The organism is Stappia sp. ES.058, assembly GCF_900105595.1.
In the GTDB taxonomy this organism is placed as follows: domain Bacteria; phylum Pseudomonadota; class Alphaproteobacteria; order Rhizobiales; family Stappiaceae; genus Stappia.
This window is the reverse complement of record NZ_LT629784.1, coordinates 1,610,219-1,628,867: the sequence shown is the minus strand read 5'-3', so window position 1 is coordinate 1,628,867 and position 18,649 is coordinate 1,610,219. Positions and strand designations below refer to the sequence as shown.

The 18,649-nt window shown below is 63.2% G+C and carries 22 protein-coding genes; 19 read left to right on the top strand and 3 right to left on the bottom strand.

Going from position 1 to position 18,649, the window contains the following annotated elements; genetic code table 11:
* Positions 1-243: 243 nt before the first annotated feature.
* From BLU32_RS07590 to BLU32_RS07580, 3 genes are read right to left on the bottom strand one after another with little or no spacing between them, the layout of a single operon-like run.
* A complete protein-coding gene (locus BLU32_RS07590) occupies positions 244-1,035 on the bottom strand; it encodes an ImmA/IrrE family metallo-endopeptidase (protein ID WP_093805824.1) in 792 nt (263 codons plus the stop codon).
* On the bottom strand, positions 1,022-1,390 hold the full coding sequence (locus BLU32_RS07585) for a hypothetical protein (protein ID WP_093805822.1): 369 nt from the start codon (positions 1,388-1,390) through the stop codon (positions 1,022-1,024). The genes BLU32_RS07590 and BLU32_RS07585 overlap by 14 nt, the downstream gene beginning before the upstream one ends.
* The gene (locus BLU32_RS07580) at positions 1,383-2,072 is read right to left on the bottom strand and encodes a hypothetical protein (RefSeq protein WP_197673715.1); all 690 of its coding nucleotides are present in this window, start codon (positions 2,070-2,072) and stop codon (positions 1,383-1,385) included. Before BLU32_RS07580 ends, BLU32_RS07585 begins: the two co-directional genes overlap by 8 nt.
* Before the next feature lie 94 nt (positions 2,073-2,166).
* Between BLU32_RS07580 and BLU32_RS07575 the strand changes: the two genes are divergently transcribed.
* The 19 genes from BLU32_RS07575 to BLU32_RS07490 all read left to right on the top strand — a co-directional run bounded on the left by BLU32_RS07575 (position 2,167) and on the right by BLU32_RS07490 (position 18,511).
* A complete protein-coding gene (locus BLU32_RS07575) occupies positions 2,167-3,273 on the top strand; it encodes a multiubiquitin domain-containing protein (RefSeq protein ID WP_093805820.1) in 1,107 nt (368 codons plus the stop codon).
* Positions 3,270-4,664: a ThiF family adenylyltransferase gene (locus BLU32_RS07570; RefSeq protein ID WP_093805818.1), complete on the top strand. Its 1,395-nt coding sequence runs from the start codon at positions 3,270-3,272 to the stop codon at positions 4,662-4,664. Before BLU32_RS07575 ends, BLU32_RS07570 begins: the two co-directional genes overlap by 4 nt.
* Positions 4,661-4,996 (top strand): DUF6527 family protein, encoded by a 336-nt coding sequence (locus BLU32_RS22435; RefSeq protein WP_093805816.1) that lies wholly within the window; start codon positions 4,661-4,663, stop codon positions 4,994-4,996. Before BLU32_RS07570 ends, BLU32_RS22435 begins: the two co-directional genes overlap by 4 nt.
* A 425-nt stretch (positions 4,997-5,421) precedes the next feature.
* Positions 5,422-6,420: a phage protease gene (locus tag BLU32_RS07560; protein ID WP_093805814.1), complete on the top strand. Its 999-nt coding sequence runs from the start codon at positions 5,422-5,424 to the stop codon at positions 6,418-6,420.
* 56 nt (positions 6,421-6,476) lie between these two features.
* On the top strand, positions 6,477-6,878 hold the full coding sequence (locus tag BLU32_RS07555) for a hypothetical protein (RefSeq protein WP_093805812.1): 402 nt from the start codon (positions 6,477-6,479) through the stop codon (positions 6,876-6,878).
* 50 nt (positions 6,879-6,928) lie between these two features.
* Positions 6,929-7,828, top strand: a complete 900-nt coding sequence (locus BLU32_RS07550) for a Mu-like prophage major head subunit gpT family protein (protein WP_093805811.1) — start codon at positions 6,929-6,931, stop codon at positions 7,826-7,828.
* Between the two features lie 70 nt (positions 7,829-7,898).
* Positions 7,899-8,276: a hypothetical protein gene (locus BLU32_RS07545; RefSeq protein WP_093805809.1), complete on the top strand. Its 378-nt coding sequence runs from the start codon at positions 7,899-7,901 to the stop codon at positions 8,274-8,276.
* 34 nt (positions 8,277-8,310) lie between these two features.
* A complete protein-coding gene (locus BLU32_RS07540) occupies positions 8,311-8,727 on the top strand; it encodes a gp436 family protein (RefSeq protein ID WP_093805807.1) in 417 nt (138 codons plus the stop codon).
* Positions 8,724-9,203: a phage virion morphogenesis protein gene (locus tag BLU32_RS07535; protein ID WP_093805805.1), complete on the top strand. Its 480-nt coding sequence runs from the start codon at positions 8,724-8,726 to the stop codon at positions 9,201-9,203. The genes BLU32_RS07540 and BLU32_RS07535 overlap by 4 nt, the downstream gene beginning before the upstream one ends.
* Positions 9,200-9,724 (top strand): hypothetical protein, encoded by a 525-nt coding sequence (locus tag BLU32_RS07530; RefSeq protein ID WP_093805803.1) that lies wholly within the window; start codon positions 9,200-9,202, stop codon positions 9,722-9,724. Before BLU32_RS07535 ends, BLU32_RS07530 begins: the two co-directional genes overlap by 4 nt.
* Complete coding sequence (locus tag BLU32_RS07525; protein ID WP_093805801.1) at positions 9,721-10,287, top strand: hypothetical protein; 567 nt, start codon at positions 9,721-9,723, stop codon at positions 10,285-10,287. Before BLU32_RS07530 ends, BLU32_RS07525 begins: the two co-directional genes overlap by 4 nt.
* Positions 10,288-10,309: 22 nt before the next feature.
* Complete coding sequence (locus tag BLU32_RS07520) at positions 10,310-10,507, top strand: hypothetical protein (RefSeq protein WP_093805799.1); 198 nt, start codon at positions 10,310-10,312, stop codon at positions 10,505-10,507.
* Between the two features lie 3 nt (positions 10,508-10,510).
* Entirely contained in the window at positions 10,511-10,891 is a 381-nt protein-coding gene (locus BLU32_RS07515) for a GPW/gp25 family protein (RefSeq protein ID WP_093805797.1), read from the top strand.
* Positions 10,888-11,736 carry a baseplate J/gp47 family protein gene (locus BLU32_RS07510; protein WP_093805795.1) on the top strand — a complete coding sequence of 283 codons (849 nt, stop codon included), beginning with the start codon at positions 10,888-10,890 and terminating at the stop codon, positions 11,734-11,736. The genes BLU32_RS07515 and BLU32_RS07510 overlap by 4 nt, the downstream gene beginning before the upstream one ends.
* A complete protein-coding gene (locus BLU32_RS21695) occupies positions 11,733-11,897 on the top strand; it encodes a hypothetical protein (protein WP_157727563.1) in 165 nt (54 codons plus the stop codon). The genes BLU32_RS07510 and BLU32_RS21695 overlap by 4 nt, the downstream gene beginning before the upstream one ends.
* A complete protein-coding gene (locus tag BLU32_RS07505; RefSeq protein WP_093805793.1) occupies positions 11,894-13,036 on the top strand; it encodes a phage tail protein in 1,143 nt (380 codons plus the stop codon). The genes BLU32_RS21695 and BLU32_RS07505 overlap by 4 nt, the downstream gene beginning before the upstream one ends.
* 7 nt (positions 13,037-13,043) lie before the next feature.
* Positions 13,044-16,259 carry a DUF4815 domain-containing protein gene (locus BLU32_RS07500; protein WP_093805791.1) on the top strand — a complete coding sequence of 1,072 codons (3,216 nt, stop codon included), beginning with the start codon at positions 13,044-13,046 and terminating at the stop codon, positions 16,257-16,259.
* 9 nt (positions 16,260-16,268) lie between these two features.
* Entirely contained in the window at positions 16,269-17,987 is a 1,719-nt protein-coding gene (locus BLU32_RS07495; RefSeq protein ID WP_093805789.1) for a tail fiber protein, read from the top strand.
* On the top strand, positions 17,984-18,511 hold the full coding sequence (locus tag BLU32_RS07490; protein ID WP_093805787.1) for a DUF4376 domain-containing protein: 528 nt from the start codon (positions 17,984-17,986) through the stop codon (positions 18,509-18,511). The genes BLU32_RS07495 and BLU32_RS07490 overlap by 4 nt, the downstream gene beginning before the upstream one ends.
* Positions 18,512-18,649: the final 138 nt, after the last annotated feature.

Sequence of the window (18,649 nt, the reverse complement as noted above, 5' to 3'; positions counted from 1 at the left end):
GCGCCCGAAGGCTTGATTTGCCCGTGTGCGAGCCAGAGTATACAGGTGTCGATGAAGTTTAAAAACTCAAAGGTAGATTAACGATCGTTCGGCGGCCACCAGAATTACGTCTGATTCGTGCCCCATTTCGGTAATTCAGTGGCCTCCAGGCAACTCCCAATAGCTGACGTTCGAGCAGCCCACCATACGCAGCAGTGCTTTGCCCTTAAAATTCTGCATGTACAGAAAAAATTCAAATACGCGTCAATATCCGATCATAGCTTCATGCAGCTTCAGAATGGTCACCACACCTTCCCCAGACACCCGAAACGACTGCTCGGTGATTTCATAACGATCAGCGCCTTTGGTATTGAACCAAGCGTCGGCACCTATTTTCCGGGGAAACCCTTCATCGCGGGCTTGGGGGTTGTGCAGAAGTTCGAAGGCGAAACTCTCGGCGTCCAGCTCATCTCGCGGGAACCAGAAACCAGGGATATTCTTCGCTGCCCTGAACCACTTGCGCCCGGCACTGACGTGATGGTGGATCATCATGAGGTTTGGATATCGATCACTGTCAATCACTCGGATCAATGTGGCCGTAAGACTGCATTGAAATACGCCTGCAATTGCCTTCAATGCTTTGAGGTCCAACTTGTGATGCTGTTTGCAGACCTCTCTGAAAAGCGACCAGGGCATCAGAAGATCCGCAGCATACTGGTCGGCGGCTCGTTCAACGTTATTGGTCTTCGAGAATTTCCCGATATCAGTAGATCGACACGCTATGGTCTGCCCGCGATGTTGCGCCCAGTGACCCAACTCATGAGCGATGGAGAACCTAGCCCGAGCCGGCATTGAATCAGGAAGAACCGAGATGATGCCGCGATCGCCCATGCCTGTAATCATGGCCTCGCAACTCTTGAGATGGCGACGCTTGATCTTCAGGCCGGCGAAGTAGGCTATAGCCTCGACATCAATGTCCTCCGGACGGCATATCCCGAGTGATTTGAGCAGAGCATCTGGCTTGAGGTTGGTTGGTAGCGGATCAATCCTCTTCACGGAGATCGGCCTCCAGCTCTGCAATATCTTCCGCTATGGCGTCCAAATCCGCGTCGATAGTCCCATCGCCAAATCGGGCAGCAAGAGTGATCTGTGCAGAAGTGTCGCCGGACTTTGCACGAACCAGCAACTGACGAGCATTTTCAAGATCAACAACTGTCGCTGTCAACGGCTGCGCTGCGGCTGCACCAGCCTTGGCCCGTTGCAGCCGCTCACGCGCCAGCTTTTGCTCCCCGTTGGCGATGGCATCGTTGAACAACTGCAAAAGCGGCTGGTCTTCAGCCAGCACAGGGCCCTCATCGGCCAGAATGAACTCAATGAGGTTATCCACCATATCCTTATTTTGGTCAGCCATGGGACTGTCCTTCCCTCGCGCGATACCCAGCGATAAATTTATCTATCTCTCGGTTAAATCTTGTCCGAAGCGCTGCCAGCCTCTTGGTATCTACACCAATGGTCCGTTTAAGGTCTTCGCCACGGAGCGCGTCCTGTACCCCCATTAACAGCATCTGCATTTCGCTGTCGCCGGCGAAGTGCTGCTCAAGATGGGCATACATCTCCTCAACCAATGCCTTTTGCTTAAGCTCGATCGAGTTATCGACTGCTTCCACGGCAAGTGTGTCATCACCATCCAACGCAGCATAGCCACCGTGAAGGTTGTTGACCTTTCTAACGTCGGACAGAAACGCATTGTCACTGGCCAGACTTCGCAGGACGCCCGCAAAAAACTGCGGAAATGTCTTTGTCCGCTTCCAACGTCGCTGTCCAGTTGAAATCCTGACGTACGCTTCGTTTATCAGTTCATCAGCCGACGCAAGATTGTCTTTGCCCGCCAAAAAATCGGCAACACGCGCCAAATTTACCCGGTCGCGATCAGTAAGCATCTGGAATGCCTCGCGGGCATCGCCAGCACTGAAACAATTTGGAGCTTGGTCCACAGAGCTCTCCGTAGAATCTGGCAAAATCGTATCTTGCCTATAGCGTTCCCATTTTTCCACCTCTCGGCCTTCGATTTTGTTGCGCTCGAGGCTCAGCATTCCGACACATTTTTTTCTTGTCGGAATGCTGAGCCTCGAGCGCAACCATCATAGGGACGGTCCGCCGTCGAAAACCAACTATGAGGGCTTAAAAATGAGCGCAAAAGAAAGCACCGCCGTGTTGAGCCACGGCAAAAATACCACCATTATCGAAATCGCCGGGACGGACCTTATCTTCCGCCGTGTCGACGTCGAGACAGACTCACCGACCGGCGGAAAGATTGCCAAGGTTGCTGGCTTCAATGCTGACCAGCATGCGTATGTTCTGCAGCAGCAGCGTGACGGTGATCTGGAAGACATCCGCGTCCAGGAAGAGGCTGACCTGAACAAAAGCCACAAGTTCATCGTAGCAGTGAGCGCCAGCACCAACCGCATCACGATCAATGACGAGACCATCGACTGGCCCGCCGACGTCATCTCTGGCGCCGTAGTTCGCAAGCTGGGCAGGATTGATGCCGATAAAGTCATCTACCTGGAACGGGAAGACGAGCCTGATCTGCTGGTGCAGGACATGGATGTTATCAAGATCAAAGGAAAGGGTGTCGAGGAATTCAAGAGCCGCAAACCGAAGGTTTGGAAGCTCAATGTCCAGGGCAAGACCGTCATTTCCACTCTGCCGAACATCTCGGCGGCGGACGCCATGGCACAGGCGAACTTCGATCCCAACGCCTGGATCATGATCCTGAAAGTCCAGGGCAAGCCGAAGCGTCAGCTTCAGCCCAACGACATTATCGACCTGACCACGCCTGGCATCGAAAAGATCCGGCTTACGGCCAAGGACGTCAACAACGGCGAGGCGCTCCCTGCACCCCGCCGTGACTTCGCTCTGCAAGCCGTCGATGTAGAGTATCTCGATAGCCTGGGCTTGCGTTGGGAGACTGATTCCGCCGGCCGTTGGCTCATCATCTACGAGTTTCCTGTGCCCCCGGGCTACAACGTCCTCACGATCACTTTAGCGATCCAGATCTTGCCCACTTACCCGCAGGTCCAGATCGACATGTTTTATGCCCACCCTGCCCTCAATCTTAGGTCTGGTGGTACTATTCCGGCCACACAGGCGACGGAAACCATCCGCGGCCTCATCTTCCAGCGCTGGTCACGTCACCGCGGCCCGGGATCAAAGTGGAACCCGGAAACCGACAATGTGGTCACCCACTTGGCGATTGTGGAATCGGCATTTGCCAAGGAAGTTGGACAATGATGCCGCAGACGACACTCGCATTTGCTGGGGTCACTCACGCGTCTCTCATGCGCCATCTCTTCCCGGGCGACGGCAAAGAAGCTGCCGCAATATTGATTTGCTCAGCTTCTCCCGCGCCACGTGACCGACTGATCGTTCAGCGAGAGATTTTGGTTCCGCACTGTGATTGCAAGCGCTTGCCAGATTTTATCAATTGGCCTGGCCGCTACATCGAAGATGCCATCGACGCAGCGGAGGAGCAAGGACTCACTATTTTGTTACTGCATTCCCATCCTGGTGGGTGGCTGGACTTTTCATCTCTTGATGACAGCAGCGACTTGAAGGTCATCCCTGGCCTCTTTCACGCTATTGGGAAGCGACATGGGTCGGCCATCATGACTCCTGACGGAGCCGTACGGGCGAGGCTCTATGATTTTGAGATGAACAAGACGCCTGTCGACTTGGTAACCGTTTCCGGAGATGACATCCTATATTTTTGGGATAGCGCAATTAAGAATGGTCGCCTTGATAAACCATCAATGGCATTCACCAGCCAGATGACCCGTGAACTATCATTCATGTCTGCAGCCGTAGTAGGAGTTTCAGGCACCGGCTCTATCGTCGCGGAACAATTGGCTCGTCTTGGTTTCGGCAAGATTGTCCTGATCGACTTTGATGTCATTGAGCGCAAGAACCTTAACCGTATCCTGAATTCGGGCCTGGCAGACGCAGAACTTCGCCGTCCGAAGGTCGATATCTTCGCCTCCGCAATTGAGACATATCGCGGCACAGGAGTAGCCGTGCCGATCAATGCTGCGATAAACAACCGCGATGCCGTCATTGCTGCCGGTCAATGCGACGTGTTGTTCAGCTGCGTCGACAGTCAGGAAGGTCGTCAGGTTCTCGATCTGATTTCGTCGGCGTTTGTGTTGCCACTGTTCGATGTGGGTGTAACGATCCCGACGCACAACGATGACGGCATTGTCGAAATCATCGACGTATGTGGTCGCATCGACTATGTTCAACCCGGCGGCGCGACGCTGGGGGACCGCGGGGTCTACACCCAAGAGGGGCTGCGAGCCGAGTATCTCCGGCAACATGATCCAGAGGGTTTCGACGCCGAATTGTCCGCTGGTTATATCAAGGGAATGATCGAAGAAACACCTTCGGTCATCACGCTTAACATGCGGGCCGCATCTGCAGTTGCAAACGAGTTTCTGGCGCGGGCGTTCGCCATTCGCCACGAGCCAAACCGCGACTATGCCCGGACCACTTTCAGCCTGTCAGATCCGGAAGAATGTTACCTCGGCGAAGATTCATTCCCGATGTCAGAGAACGCGCTTCTAGGTCGTGGCGCGCATGAGCCTTTGATCGGCCTGCCCGGGTTGGTAGATTTGGAGAACTCCGCATGAATCCGATAATTGCCTGGCTTAGGCGGCTATGGGATCAACATGGCCCAGCAAGACGACTGATCGAAGTGGACAGCGATGTCCTCCCGAACCCCCTTCCAATACGGAACCTTGTGCTCCTTCGAGACGACGGCGATGATTTGAGCGTTGGCATGCGCTGCCCGTGCGGGTGTGGTGCAACCATCGAACTCATGGTTATCCCCGAGGCCAAGCCCCAGTGGTCATTTTCCACCGATGCTCAAGGCCGCCCAACACTTCACCCTTCAGTATGGCGCAACACAGGTTGCAGGTCACACTTTTGGGTCCGAACTGGACGCATTCACTGGTGCGAGTGAAGACTTCTGCACCTCGATCACGTCTTTGAATGACCGCTGTTCGTAGGCAACCGGCTATACCTGCCAGCCCGCTCCCGGTCCCAATAGCGTCGTTCGCTCACCCTTGCAGCGACAGATCGCTTCCCGCGACGTGGTGTCGCCGGATATTCGATATTCTGAGCCGGCCCGTCTCTTCCGACCCGCGAGGCGTTTCCAGTCGCACTTCGCCTTCCAATCCCCGCCACACGCCCCAAACGCACGTCCTACCCCCTTTAAACCCCCTTTAACGGCGAAGCTGTTGCCGGGGCGCGGGTGCGGTTTGCATCGTGCGGATGTTGAAGCGGGGAAGTGACGCTTTCGACCGGATTTGACCGCCGGACCTGGCGACCCTCCGCCTGACACTGTCAGGGGCGCGGGTGTTCGGTACGTCCTGCACGTTGTCGCCCATGACGACGCGAACCGCAACCGCCCTTTTTTCGACAACCTCCATCGCCTCCGACACCGGTTCGGCGGCGCCCGCATGGGTGCAGCTCTTGCCCGCAGGGCCGGAGCTGGTTGCCCGCGACGGCCGGCGCTGGCGCCTGTCCGATCCTCAAGCTGTGATCGCCGCCTTCAAGGCAAACGGCGCGCCGCTCCCGATCGACTATGAACACGGCCAGGCGCACCGCGCGCCGAAAGGCGAAACCGCGCCGGCGGCCGGCTGGATCACCGCGATGGAGATCCGCGACGGTGCGCTTTGGGGCGCGGTCGAGTGGACCGACAAGGCCGCCGCCATGATCGCGGCACGCGAGTACCGCTTTTTGTCGCCCGAGTTTCTGCATTCCAAGACCGGCGAAATCCTCCGCATTGCCGGTGCCGGCCTGGTCAATCGCCCGGCGCTGCGCATGGCAGCGCTGTCGCGCGCCGAAGATCCCGCTTCTCCCGATGCTCCCTCCAACCTCCCGGAGACCTCCATGGACCTCACAGCCCTTTGCCGCGCGCTCGGCCTTGATGCCGGCGCTTCGATCGACAACATCCTCGCCGCTGTCGAACGCCTCAAGACCGAGCACCAGACAGCGACGGCCGCCGCGAGTGCGCCGGACATCGAGCGCTTCGTTCCGCGCGCCGATTACGACCAGGCGATCGCCCGCGCCGATACGGCCGAGACGGCGCTTGCCGCCGAACAGGCGAAGATCCGCGAGGCGGACGTGAATGCGGCGATCGAGGATGCCGTGAAGGGCGGCAAGATCGCCCCGGCTTCGCGCGAGCACTACCGCGCCCTTTGCGCCCAGGAGGGCGGCCTTGATCGCTTCAAGGATCTGGTCGGAACCCTGCCGGTGATCGGAAAGCCGTCCGATCTCGACGACAAGGACCCGGCGGCCGGCAAGACCGCGCTCACCGATCAGCAGCGCAGCATCGCCTCGAAGCTTGGCTTGTCCGACGAGGAATACGCCGCGACCGCCTGAGGCGCGCCGCAGCCCTTTGACCCACGGCGCGCCGCGCCCGACCGGAGATCCATCTCATGGCCCTCATCAAGGAACGTCAGACCCGCATGCGCCTGCCCGAGCGCGAAAGCCACCCGGTCGCGGCCGGCGTGAAGATCCTCGCCGGATCGCTCGTCGTGCTCGAGGCCGGGTTCGCCAGGCCGGGGCGCACGGCAACCGGGTTGATCGCGTTGGGGCGCGCGGAGCGCACCGTCGACAACACCGAAGGTGCTGCCGGCGAAGCCCGGATCGAAATCCTGCGCAAACGCGCTTTCCAGTTCGACAATCTCGACGCCGATCCGGTCGCCCAGGCCGACGTCGGCACGACCTGCTTCATCGTCGACGACGAGACGGTCGCCAGGACCGACGGCACGGGCACACGTTCGTCCGCCGGCCGCGTTGTCGCCGTCGACCCCGCCGGCGTCTGGGTCGAGATCTAAAAGCCCGGCACCGCCGACCGATTTCATCTTCTCCGCAAGGACCGCATCCGATGATCATTGACCAGCAATCTCTCGACGATCTCTTTCGCGGGTTTTCCCGCGCCTATCAAAACGGCTTCGCGGAGGTGAAGCCGTACTGGCCGCAGATCGCGACCATGATCACCTCTTCCACGCGCGAAAACTCCTATGCGTGGCTCGGCAAGTTCCCGAAGCTGCGGGAATGGATCGGCTCGCGCGTCTATGAAACGATGGCGACGCACCGCTATACGATCCGAAACCGCAAGTTCGAGGGCACGGTCGAGGTCGAGGCCGACGATATCAGCGATGACCAGTACGGGATGTACTCGCCGCTCTTCACGGAGATGGGCCGTTCGGCCGCAGCGCATCCGGACGAACTCGTCTTCGAAATGCTCGACCAGGCCTTCGAGGCGGAGTGCTACGACGGGCAGCCCTTCTTCGACACCGATCACCCTGTGATCGACCCGGAGACGCGCAAGGAAGTGTCCGTCTCCAACATGCAGGCCGGCGCCGGCGTGCCCTGGTACTTGATGGACACGACGCGGGCTTTGAAGCCGCTGATCTACCAGAAGCGCCGCGAATACCGCTTCGTGCGCAAGGACGATCCCAAGACCTCCGACCGCGTGTTCGACCAGGACAAGTTCACCTATGGCGTCGATGGACGCGCGGCGGCCGGCTTCGGGTTCTGGCAGATGGCCTTTGCGTCGAAAGCCGACCTCACCAAGGACAACCTGCGCGCGGCACGAAGGGCCATGATGGACCTGAAGAACGAGGCGGGCCGGCCGCTCGGGGTCAAGCCGAATGTGCTCGTCGTCGGCAGCACCCACGCCGATGCCGCGCGCGACCTGATCCTCGCCGAACGCCTGGCAAACGGTGAGACCAATACCGACCGGAACCTGCTCCAGATCATCGAGATCCCGCATCTCGCCTGAGCCTGACGGGCGCGCCGGCCGCGCCCGTGTCTCCTCGCCCTGATCCCGATCCTGCTTACAGGAGGCCGCCATGCCCCCCGAAACATCACCGTCCACCGCATCCGAAACAGCCAACCCGGCAGAGCCGAAAGCTGCCGGGACACAAGCCGCCAACGACCCCAAGGCGGCCGACAAGCCCCAGCCGGCCGAGAAATCCAAGCCCGTCGCGAAAGCCGCAAAGCCGAAGGCGTCCACCAAATCCACGCCGAAGCCCGACGACGGCAAGTCGAAACCGCCGTCCGATCCCGCCGAGGTTCTCGTCGTGACGGCGCGCCGACCGCGCCGGCGCGCCGGGCGCGCCTTCGGCAAGGACCCGACCGAGATCCCGCTCGCCGATCTGAGCGGCGCGGACCGCGCTGCGATCGAAGGCGACCCCGCCCTCACCGTGAAGATCCAGCCGGCCGACTGAGGCCGGCCCGTCAACCGCCACCCCGGAGCGCGTCGTGATCTACGCCAGCCAAGCCGACATCGAAGAGATCTGGGGCGCGGACTTCCTCGCCGACATTCTCCCCGAGGATGTCGATCCGGCGGCGGCGATCGCGCGCGCCCTTGAGTTCGCGGCCCGCGAGATCGATGCGCATATCTCGGCGCGCTATGAGCTACCGCTTGCCACGCGTCCGGACGTTCTGATTTCGCCTTGCGCCAATATCGCGGTCTATGTCCTGGCGAACCGGCATGCCGCGCTCACGACCACGATCGAGGATCGATACAAGGACGCGGTCGATCTCCTGAAACGCATCGCCGAAGGCAAGGCCGGGCTTGGATCGGCGGAACCGAAGATCTCCGTCGACGGCGCATCCAGCGACAGCGGCGCCGCCTTCTTCGCCGAACCGCGCCTCTTCGGCCGGGGGCGGTCATGACCGGCGTTGCGATCCGCATCGACGACAGCGATCTTGCCGCGCGCCTGGTGCAAATCGAAGGGCTTGCGGACGCACCCAAGGACGAGCTTTCCGATGGCATCGGCCGGCTTGTCCAGGAACAGACCCGGCGGCGGATCGAACAGGAAAAGACCGCGCCGGACGGCACGGCCTGGACGTCGAACCGCGCCGGAACCTCGATCCTCTATTCGGAAGGCCACCTGTCGCGCTCCGTCGATTACATCGCCTCAAGTCATGGTGTCACGGTCGGCTCGGGCCTCGTCTATGCCCGCATCCATCAGGAAGGCGGCACGATCAAGCCGAAGAAGGGCAAGGCACTTCTGTTTATGGTCGGCGATGCGGCCGTCTTCGCCCGCGCTGTGACCATGCCGGCACGTACATGGATGGGTCTTTCGGCCGAGAACCGCGCCGACATTGAGGCGGCCGCGCGGGACTGGCTCGGGAGTATCCTGCAATGAGCCGGATCAACGCTTTTCGAAGCGCCGTTGAAACCACCTTCAAGGCCGCTTTGCCGACCCTCAAAAGCTGCGAACTGCAGCTCGGCCGCTTCGATCTCGACGAACTGGAGCGCAATTCCATCCGCACGCCAGGTCTGCGCATCGGCGTCCTGCGCGCGCCCGTCCGGTCAAACGCCGACGGATCTTACGAGCTCCCGCTTGAATGCGCGGCCTTCGCGATCGTGCAAGGCCCGGAGCCCGCACGCGACAATGATGCCTGGGCGATGGCCGAGGCCGTTCTCGCCATCCTGTCACCGCGCCAGCGCTTCGGCCTGGACAACATCGGCGCGCCCTCAAAGCTGCGGATCGCGCCCGTTTTGAGCGGCAAGATGGACCGGCGCGGCGTTTCCGTCGTTGCTGTCGAATGGACGCAGGTTCTGCGCAACGCGACCGCCGGCGTCTTCGCCAATTTGCCGATCATAGACCTCATTTTCGAGGTGAACGGCGAGCCCTTCGATCCGGATGCGGAGGTTGCGCCGTGATCCCGACCGTCGCCCGCGAGATCCGAACCCTGCGCAAGTCGGTCGACGCGCTCAACCGGCGCCTTGCCGCAAGCCACATGACCGGCAAGGTCGTGGAGATCAAGGGCACCAAGGTGCGTCTTGAGCTGATGCCGCCGGACCCGCGCAACGGCAAGCCGTTCCTTTCGCCCTGGGTGCAGGTGCAGGAAAGCGCCGGCGATGGCGTTGGCGGCTATTCCACCCATGTGCCGGTCGCGATCGGCGAGACGATGCGGCTCCTGTCGCCGCACGGTGAAGTCGGCCCGCAATCGCTGGCCGTGCGGGATGGCTACACCAAGGACAATCCGCGTCCGACCGATGATGACAAACGGTTCGTCATCAAGCACGGCGATGCCCGTATCGAGATCACCCGCAATGCGATCGAGATCGGGATCGGCGGGGCGGCCTTGCGCATCACCGCCGACGAGCTGGTGACCACCGCGCGCACCCGGCTCAACAACGGCACCCGCAAGGTTCACCACGTCGACGCCCGCGACGAAGCCGGCCACCGCGCGATCGAAGGCGCCGACGACGTGCTCGTCTGACCCCATCCACAGGAGACCCGACATGCAGAAATCCTACCGCGTTCTCGAAGCCGCCGGCCCCTGGGTCGCCGGCGTGCGCAATCCCGGCAAGGGCAAGACGATCAAGCTCACCGCCGAACAGGCGCAATATGCGGTGATTGCCGGCGAGCTGGAGGACCCGGCCGCCGACAAGGCCAAGGCCGTCGACGCCGACAAGCCGGCCGCGAAGGCGAAAGGCTGACCCATGCGCACCGGGGTCGACGCCAGGACGGGACGCGTGTTGACCGGCTGGGACCATTGCGTCCAGTCGATCGGCAAGGTCATCACGACCCGTTTCGGAACCCGCGTCATGCGCCGGGACTTCGGCTCCCGCGTGCCCGAGCTTCAGGACGCGCCGGCCAATCCGCGCACGCTCCTGGAGCTTTATGTGGCGATCGCCGATGCGCTTGAAGATCCGCGCAACGGGGAGCCCGGCTTTCGTCTGCGCATGATCGATATGGTCGAGGGCGGCCGGTCCGGGCGCTTCGTCTTCCGGCTTGACGGCGTCTTCTATCCGGCAGGTCATCTTGGCGACTACAGCCTTCGCGAGGATCGCGTCGCCGACGTTCTGGTGGGGGCCGCATGACGATCCCGCAGCTTCCCGCCCCGGCGATTATCGAAAAGCTGGACTATGAAGCGCTGCTGGCGTCGCTGATCGAAGACGCGCGGGCGCGGCTTGCCGAGGTCGGCATTGCCTGGGACGTCGGCGCACTGGAAACCGATCCGGTGACGATCGTCTGCCAGGCCTTTGCCTATCGCGAATTGCTCCTGCGCGGGCGGATCAACGATGCGGCCCGCGCCAATCTGCTCGCGTTCGCGCGCAACTCCGATCTCGACCACCTGGCCGCCTTCTACGATGTCGTGCGCCTATCCGGAGAGACGGACACGCGGCTGCGCGAGCGTGTGCGCCTGACGATCCTCGGCCGCTCCGCCGGCGGGCCGGTCGAGCGCTACAAGGCGGTCGCCATGGCGTCGGACGTGCGGGTGCGCAATGTCGCGATCTGGCGCGATGGCCGCGACCCGACCGTGCGCATTGCGGTGCTCTCGACCGAGGCGGACGGTGTAGCCGATCAAGGCCTGCTCGACACGGTGCGCGCGGCGCTTGAAGCGCCGTCCGTGCGGGTGGTCTCCGATCGTTTCGAGGTTGCGTCTGCCGTCCGCAAGTTCGTCGACGTAGTCCTTCGGGTTCGACTTGCACCGGATGCGTCGCAATCGGTTGTCGCGGACCTGCCGACGGTCCTTCAGGAGGCATGGACGGCGGAAGCGCTTCTCGGGCTCGACCTCACGGCTTCGTGGCTTGTGGCACGCGCCATGCGGCCCGGCGTGACGCGGGTCGAGGTGATCGCCCCGGCCGAGGACGTCGTTGCCGCGCCGACGGAAGCGATCGCGCTGCAATCCGTCGTGATCGAGGACGGACGCCGAGGGCGATGACTATCAAGATCGACTGGGATCGCGATCCGGTTGCCCGCGTTGCCAAGCTCTTCGCGTGTCGCGAGATCGACCTTCGGCACCGCATCGCGGCCGGCCATGACAAGCTTGTCTTTCTCCTGGCGTGTGCCGGGCAGTCGAATACCGGAGGCCGCGGTCGATGACGACGACACTGGTTCCCTCCAATTCGACGCCGCTTGAGCGCGCGCTCGATTTGACTGGCGCCGGCGTGGTTGCCGGTCTTGAGCCGGCCGCGGATGCGATTGCCGGCTGGAAGATCGTCAACCCGCAGCCGGCGCTCGCGCCCTGGCTGACGTACGAATACAGCCTCGGGCCGTTGTCACCCTATGTGCCGAACCTCTACGACCTGCTCGACGACGGCATTCGCTGGGAGCGGCTGCGCGGCACGCATGCCGGCATGGCGATGGGGCTCGGCTTTGTCGGTTACTCGGCTGAGATCGTCGACCCGCCCGCGCGCCGTCTGGCCTGGGCGGACTATCAACTCGACCTTGATCGTGTCCGCGACGACGAGGCGGACCTTGTGCCGATCGACGGCGTTGCGCGGCTGTCGCAACCCGCGCGCTCGCACTTCCGGCGCGGCGTGCGCGGCCATGACGTACCGGCCGCCGAGGCGTCCTGGACGCGGGCAAGCACGTGCATTCTTGGCGACGACAGCGGCGTGCATCTCCCGGAAACGAGCGGTCTGGACGGGCCGAAGTGGTCCTTCGGGCGCGGGTATCCGTTCGCGGTCACCTTGAGCGAGGCGGAGCTGACGGCGCTTGGGATCTGGATCCCCGGTGACGGATCGTCCGGCCTGCGTTGGGTCGATATTCAGACGCCCTGGGCGGAGATCACGCAGACTTGGGCCGAGCTTGGGTCGCCGGGGACACGGAACGCGCAGATGGCGCAGACGCTGGCGGGCTTCGGCGCCTATGTCGGCTTCTGGCGCTCGAATGGCACGCTCATCGGCGCACGCCGGGCAAAGGCGATTTCTCAGGTCGGCGTCGTGCCGGCGGCCAGTGAGGTCTTCCGTTTCAATGGCGAAAGCCTTGCGCCGGCTGCCAGCGGCGACCGGGTCTATGTCGAGGCCTTGACCGGCTTCGGCGATGGCGCCGGCGAAGAAGCGGCGGAAGTCGGCGTCCTGTGTGGCGCGCATCATGCCGACCCGACAAAGCCCGGCGCGCTGTGGATCGACGCAGGCGATCTCGTGACGCCGCAAGCGGCGATTGCCCGAACGCCGGTCTCGATTGTGCTCGGCCGCACTGTGCGCGAGCGCGTCACCTTCCTTCTCGATTTTGAATGAGGATCGAATGGCCTTCAACCATCCCTTGATCGCGGACGCCTTCGACCGCACGCCGGCCAAGCCGGACGTCACCGATGTGGTGTTCCGCGAGGGCCGCTTTCTGCAGGGTGCCGAGCTGAACGAGGCGCAGTCCGTCCTGCGCGGTCGGATCAAGCGTGTCGGCGAGCTCTCCGCGCGCGACGGTGACCGCATCGATGGCGGCGCAATCCTCGTCGACGAGGCGGCCGGCTCGGTGTTTCTGGAGGCGGGCCGTGTCTTCGCCGCCGGAGACGTGCGCCCGGTCGATGAGGCAACGCTTGCCGGCGTGCCGATGGCCGGCGACGTCGTGATCGGCGTTCGGCTTGTGCAGGACGCGGTGACCGAGGTCGAGGATCCGGATCTTCTGGGGCTGGCGCCGGGAACGGCAGCGGAAGGCGAAGCCGGCGCCGCGCGCATCGTCGAGACGCTGCAGTGGGGCTTTGCCGGCGATGGTCAGCCGGGCGAGCTGTATCCGGTCTATCGGCTCCAGCACGGCGTGGCGCTCGACCAGACGCCGCCGTCGGATCTCTCCGAAACCGTCCAGGCGATCGCGGCCTACGATCGCGACGTCAACGGCTCCTACATCGTCGACGGCTGCCGCGTTGCGGCACTCGGGATGGTCGGCCTTGACCAGGTCTTTGTGATCGAGGCCGGCATCGCCAACGTCGACGGCGTGAAGTTCCAGCGCACGGCCTCGCTTCGTCTTGCGGTCGAGGAACGCTTCGACGTCGAGCGCGTGGACGCGGAACAGCATTCGTTCGATGACGGCGGCTCGGGCACGGCGACATTCGTGCTGCGCTTCCCGCCGCTCGCCAACTTGGTGACGGCGCTGATCACCAAGGAAGTGACCGAGACGGTCACCCATGGTCCCACCGCTGGCGCGCTCGACGCGCTCGCCAACACCAGCGTTACCGCACTGGTCGAAGTTACCCAGGGCGGCACGACCTATACCGCCGGCACTGACTACGTGCTGAACGCCGACCGCGTCGACTGGACGCCGGGTGGTGCGGAGCCGGCGGCGGGGTCGAGCTATACGGTCACATACCGTTACCGCGATGCGGTCGCGCCGGTTGCGACCACCGACACCAGCGTCACGCTGGCTGGCGGAGTGACCGGCGGCGAGGTGCTGCTGACGTACGACTACAAGCTCCCGCGCATCGACCGGCTCTGCCTCGATCCGGACGGTCGGGTCGTCTACATCGAAGGCATTGCCAGCCGCTCGCGCGCGGTGCCGCCGGCGGTCCCGGAGCGGCATCTGGCGCTGTGCCAGGTGGTGAACTCCTGGACGGCTGCGCCGACCATCATCAACTCGGATGTCCGGCCGCTCACCGTCGCGGGGCTTTACCGGCTCTATGCCCGCCAGATCGATCTCTACAATCTCGTCGCCTTGGAGCGCTTGCGCCGACAAATCGACAGCCGCGAGCCGGTCGCAAAGCGAGGCGTCTTCGTCGACCCGTTCACGTCTGATCGCTATCGCGATGGCGGTATTGTGCAGGACGCGGCCGTGTTCGAAGGCTCGTGCCAGTTGGCGATTGACCCGACAGTGTTTTCCCTGCCGATCGCTGCGCCCGTCATGCTCGACTGGACGGCCGAGACGGAGGTTTCGCAGCCGCTCTCGACGCGCTGCCGGCTGGTCAATCCGTATGCGAATTTCACCCCGATCCCGGCTGAGCTGGCGCTTACGCCTGCCGTTGATTTCTGGACGGAGACACGGACGGAATGGGCCTCGGCCGAGACCCGTGTGTTCGGCTCCGGCAATCGGGCGCGCACGACGACGGAGGCGGAAGAGGTCGATCAGCGCGAGGAACTGGCCGAGTTCCTGCGGCCGATCTCGATTGCCTTCACGGTGTCGGGCTTCGGCGCCGGCGAGATCCTGTCAGAACTCACCTTCGATGGCGTCGACGTGACGCCGGATCCCGTCTTGGTCGCCGATGCGAATGGCGAGGTGACCGGCACGATCGAGGTTGTGGCGGAAACCTACCCGGCGGGCCGAAAGCTTGTGCGCGCCACCGGCGCCTCGGGAACCTCGGCCTCGGCGGTCTTCGTCGGCCAAGGCCGGATCGACATCACGGTCATGCGGCAGGTCACCAATGTGACCCGGTGGAGCGATCCGCCGGTGTGGATCGCGCAGGAAGATGCGTCCACGCAGAACCTCGAAGGCGGGTCGGTCGACCCGCTGGCACAGACCTTCATTCTGCCTGGCGGCGCAGGCCGGCATCTGGCGAGCGTGACGGTGACATTCTGTGCGGTGGGCGATGCGGCCAATCCCTGCCTTCTGGAGATCCGCACTGTTGCTCAAGGCCTGCCGACGGCGGAGATCCTGACGCAGGCGTTCGTCGAGATCTCGGCGGTCGTGATCGGACAACCGCACACGATCGCGCTGCCGGAGCCCGTTTGGCTGCCGGCGGGGCGCGAGGTCTGCTTCGTCCTCAAGTCCGATGATGAAGCCCATGCGATCAACTCGGCCGCCGTCGGCGACTTCGACGCCGCCCGGCAGGAACGGGTTGCGGCGCAGCCCTATTCGGTCGGCGTCATGCTGTCGTCCAGCAACGCGAGGACCTGGACGCCGCATCAAGACGAGGATCTGACCTTTGCGCTCGCGGCCGCGCGCTTTGCGCCGACCACGAAAACCATCGCACTCGGGACGGTCGCTCTCGTCGACTGCACGGATCTCGTGATCCGCGCCGCCGTCGACCTTCCCACCGCCGCCTGCCGTGTCGTCTTCGAGGTCGAGCGGCCCGGTGGCGAGATCCTGCGGATGGTGCCGGATCAGGTGGTGGAGCTCACCGGACGGCTGACGGAGACGGTGACGGTGCGTGCGGTGCTCGCCGGAACGGAGACCGCCAGCCCGACGCTTTTCCCCGGTGCGCAATTGATCGCCGGAAGCCTGAGGGACACGGCGACCTATGTGAGCCGCGCCTTCATCGTCGACGGCGCGACACGCCTTCCGGTCTGGCTCAAGGCAAACCTCCCGCCGGGCTCGACTGTCACTGTGGAACTGCAGGATGCAGCGTCCGCCTGGCAGACGATCCCGCTCGCAGAGACCGAGGCGCTTGAACTGGCGGGCTGGGTCGACAGGCAGCACGAAATCAATCCCGTCGATCCGCAACCGACGTGGGGCGCGCAGACCCGCGTGCGGTTGACGCTCACCGGCGGGCCGGCTGCGCGGCCCTCGCTCGCGGATCTTCGGGCCGTGACCATCTAGGAGGCATGAATGCCCACACCAACGACAGCCAATCGCGGCTATCCGCTGCCGCACCCGGAAAACGAACTGGACACGGACGTCCAGCGGCTGGTCTCCGCACTGCAATCGATCGATGCGGATGTTGCCTCGCTCCTGATATCCGTGTCGCAGGCAGCGCTCGGCACGCACGGTCACGTCATTGGAGACGTAACCGGACTTCAGGCAGCACTCGATGCCAAGGCGGCGGCGAACCACACCCACGCGATCAACGATCTGACGGATGTCGACATCACCGGCGCCCCGGCCGGGCGACCACTCACCACGAAGGTGGGCGGCGGGGTCGGCATCGGGCCTGACTGGTCGACGGCGATCGCCGGCAAGCTCTCGAAGGCCGGCGGTCAGATGACCGGCGACCTGGAGACCAGCGCAGATATCCTCGCAGGCGCATCCTCGCGCGGCACGATCGGACGGGCGGGATGGTCCGGGAACTACAGCGCTTCCAAAATCCAGGGCATCTGGTCGATTGGCGATCAATACCGCGTCGACCTGGCGGCCAATGACTTCGGCGATCATTTTGGTTTGGTCTATGGCTACCACTCCGCCGGCAGCGGCGTGGAGAACAAGCTTCCGATCGCTGACTGGGGACACCAAATCCTTCTCACCAGTGCCGGTGTTCCGTTTATCGGCTTTTCCATGACCTACGGGCATGGCTGGTTCGCGGGGAATGTGGGGATTGGCAAGCTCCCCGAAGCCGAAAATCGTCTCGACGTAGCCGGCAGGGTGAATGCCGACGAGTTCACAATCGCGGGCCAGCCGCTGCCAACTGGCGCGCCTGCCGGGTCCATCATGCCGTTCGCGACGTCGACACCCCCGGCCGGCTGGCTCGTCTGCAATGGCGCGTCGGTCTCGCGTGCGACCTACACCGACCTGTTCGCCACCGTCGGCACCACCTTCGGGTCGGGCGATGGGAGCACCACGTTCAATCTCCCCGATCTGCGCGGCGAGTTCGTTCGCGGGTGGGACAATGGACGCGGCGTGGATAACGGGCGTGCGTTCGGGTCGGCGCAGGGCGATGAGCTTGGGGAGCACAAGCACATCTCAATGGAGGCAGCCAGCGGCTCCATTGGTGGCGGCAACGCCGGGGCGGATGCGGGCACCGGCCCCACCAACACATCCGGACGACACTCCATCACATATGCCAACACGACATACGAGGCGCATGAAACAGGGCTTGCTGGTGGCAGCGAGACCCGCCCCCGCAACGTCGCGCTCCTGTGGTGCATCAAGGCGTTTGACGTGGTGCTCGACCCGGCGCAGGTGTCTGCGGCGTCCGTCGTCGCGGACGTGGCGAGCAACGCTGACCGGATCGACGCGCTGGAAAGTGCCCCCGCTCCTGTGATCTCGGGGTACTACGAGAGTGCTCCGACAAGCGTTGCCGCGAACACCACATACACATTCGCCCACGATCTCGGCAGGAAACCAGCGTTCATCCAGTTTTTCGCCTACTGCTACGCCACGGGTTCCTACGCTTATGGGGCAAGTGTTGGAGACGAGGCTCGCTGTACGAACCCCGAAGGTTCAGGTGTTCGTTGGTATGCGGATGACACCAACATTTACATTCCGTTTGGAGCGGTGGGTGGATCGGAGTCCTTTAGCTTCAAAATGCACACAGGGTCCGGGGTAACATTGGGCCTTCCCAACAGCGCAATGGCTCCCCATTGGAAACTTATCGTGAGGGCATTCGGATGACCCAACAGGACACACGCTACGCAGTCCGTCCCGATGGCACGTCGCCGCAGGTTTTCATCGGCACCGGAGTTTCGCAGGGGCTGATGGAGGTTCCTACGCCCCCGCCCGCTACCGGGGCGAGTGCCTACGACTTCGAGACGGGAACGTGGGTGCCCTATGAGCCGCCGGTGGACCTTCACGCGCACCTCTCGGCAATCCGCCGTGCTCACGAAACCGGCGGAGTGACCGTCACCATCGGTTCGGACACGATCGAGGTTGCCACGGATCAGGAAGGTCGAACCAATCTTCTTGGCGCGCGCGTCGCGGCGCAGGAGGTTCCGGGGTTCGCGACCGTTTGGTCGGCAAACAACGGCCGGTTTCCCCTCGACGGCGCCGGCATCATCGCATTGTCGGATGCGGTTCTTGCGCACATCAACGGTGCGTTTGTGGCGCAGGACGTGGTTGCCGAAGACATCGACGCGGGCACTCTCACGACGCCCGCCGAAGTCGAGGCGGCATTCGCGGCGGCGGTCGCAGGCGTGTAACCCGCGTTGCCTGAACACCCGTTTCATGGCAGCGTGAAGGGCGTTCGAAAGCCCTTTGAGGCTTGCTGCTGACACTGTCAGGGGCGCGAGGTTCCATCCCCGAAACGTAGGTTTGCACTGACCCCGAACACGAGGATC

What these genes read in the sequence shown, in the direction of transcription:
- BLU32_RS21695 (WP_157727563.1), top strand. Translation starts at nt 11,733, where the DNA reads ATGACTATCAAGATCGACTGGGATCGCGATCCGGTTGCCCGCGTTGCC.
- BLU32_RS07545 (WP_093805809.1), top strand. Translation starts at nt 7,899, where the DNA reads ATGCCCCCCGAAACATCACCGTCCACCGCATCCGAAACAGCCAACCCG.
- BLU32_RS07580 (WP_197673715.1), bottom strand. Translation starts at nt 2,072, where the DNA reads ATGCTGAGCCTCGAGCGCAACAAAATCGAAGGCCGAGAGGTGGAAAAA.
- BLU32_RS07520 (WP_093805799.1), top strand. Translation starts at nt 10,310, where the DNA reads ATGCAGAAATCCTACCGCGTTCTCGAAGCCGCCGGCCCCTGGGTCGCC.
- BLU32_RS07560 (WP_093805814.1), top strand. Translation starts at nt 5,422, where the DNA reads ATGACGACGCGAACCGCAACCGCCCTTTTTTCGACAACCTCCATCGCC.
- BLU32_RS07585 (WP_093805822.1), bottom strand. Translation starts at nt 1,390, where the DNA reads ATGGCTGACCAAAATAAGGATATGGTGGATAACCTCATTGAGTTCATT.
- BLU32_RS07575 (WP_093805820.1), top strand. Translation starts at nt 2,167, where the DNA reads ATGAGCGCAAAAGAAAGCACCGCCGTGTTGAGCCACGGCAAAAATACC.
- BLU32_RS07500 (WP_093805791.1), top strand. Translation starts at nt 13,044, where the DNA reads ATGGCCTTCAACCATCCCTTGATCGCGGACGCCTTCGACCGCACGCCG.
- BLU32_RS07505 (WP_093805793.1), top strand. Translation starts at nt 11,894, where the DNA reads ATGACGACGACACTGGTTCCCTCCAATTCGACGCCGCTTGAGCGCGCG.
- BLU32_RS07490 (WP_093805787.1), top strand. Translation starts at nt 17,984, where the DNA reads ATGACCCAACAGGACACACGCTACGCAGTCCGTCCCGATGGCACGTCG.
- BLU32_RS07510 (WP_093805795.1), top strand. Translation starts at nt 10,888, where the DNA reads ATGACGATCCCGCAGCTTCCCGCCCCGGCGATTATCGAAAAGCTGGAC.
- BLU32_RS07570 (WP_093805818.1), top strand. Translation starts at nt 3,270, where the DNA reads ATGATGCCGCAGACGACACTCGCATTTGCTGGGGTCACTCACGCGTCT.
- BLU32_RS07515 (WP_093805797.1), top strand. Translation starts at nt 10,511, where the DNA reads ATGCGCACCGGGGTCGACGCCAGGACGGGACGCGTGTTGACCGGCTGG.
- BLU32_RS07530 (WP_093805803.1), top strand. Translation starts at nt 9,200, where the DNA reads ATGAGCCGGATCAACGCTTTTCGAAGCGCCGTTGAAACCACCTTCAAG.
- BLU32_RS07535 (WP_093805805.1), top strand. Translation starts at nt 8,724, where the DNA reads ATGACCGGCGTTGCGATCCGCATCGACGACAGCGATCTTGCCGCGCGC.
- BLU32_RS07555 (WP_093805812.1), top strand. Translation starts at nt 6,477, where the DNA reads ATGGCCCTCATCAAGGAACGTCAGACCCGCATGCGCCTGCCCGAGCGC.
- BLU32_RS07495 (WP_093805789.1), top strand. Translation starts at nt 16,269, where the DNA reads ATGCCCACACCAACGACAGCCAATCGCGGCTATCCGCTGCCGCACCCG.
- BLU32_RS07550 (WP_093805811.1), top strand. Translation starts at nt 6,929, where the DNA reads ATGATCATTGACCAGCAATCTCTCGACGATCTCTTTCGCGGGTTTTCC.
- BLU32_RS22435 (WP_093805816.1), top strand. Translation starts at nt 4,661, where the DNA reads ATGAATCCGATAATTGCCTGGCTTAGGCGGCTATGGGATCAACATGGC.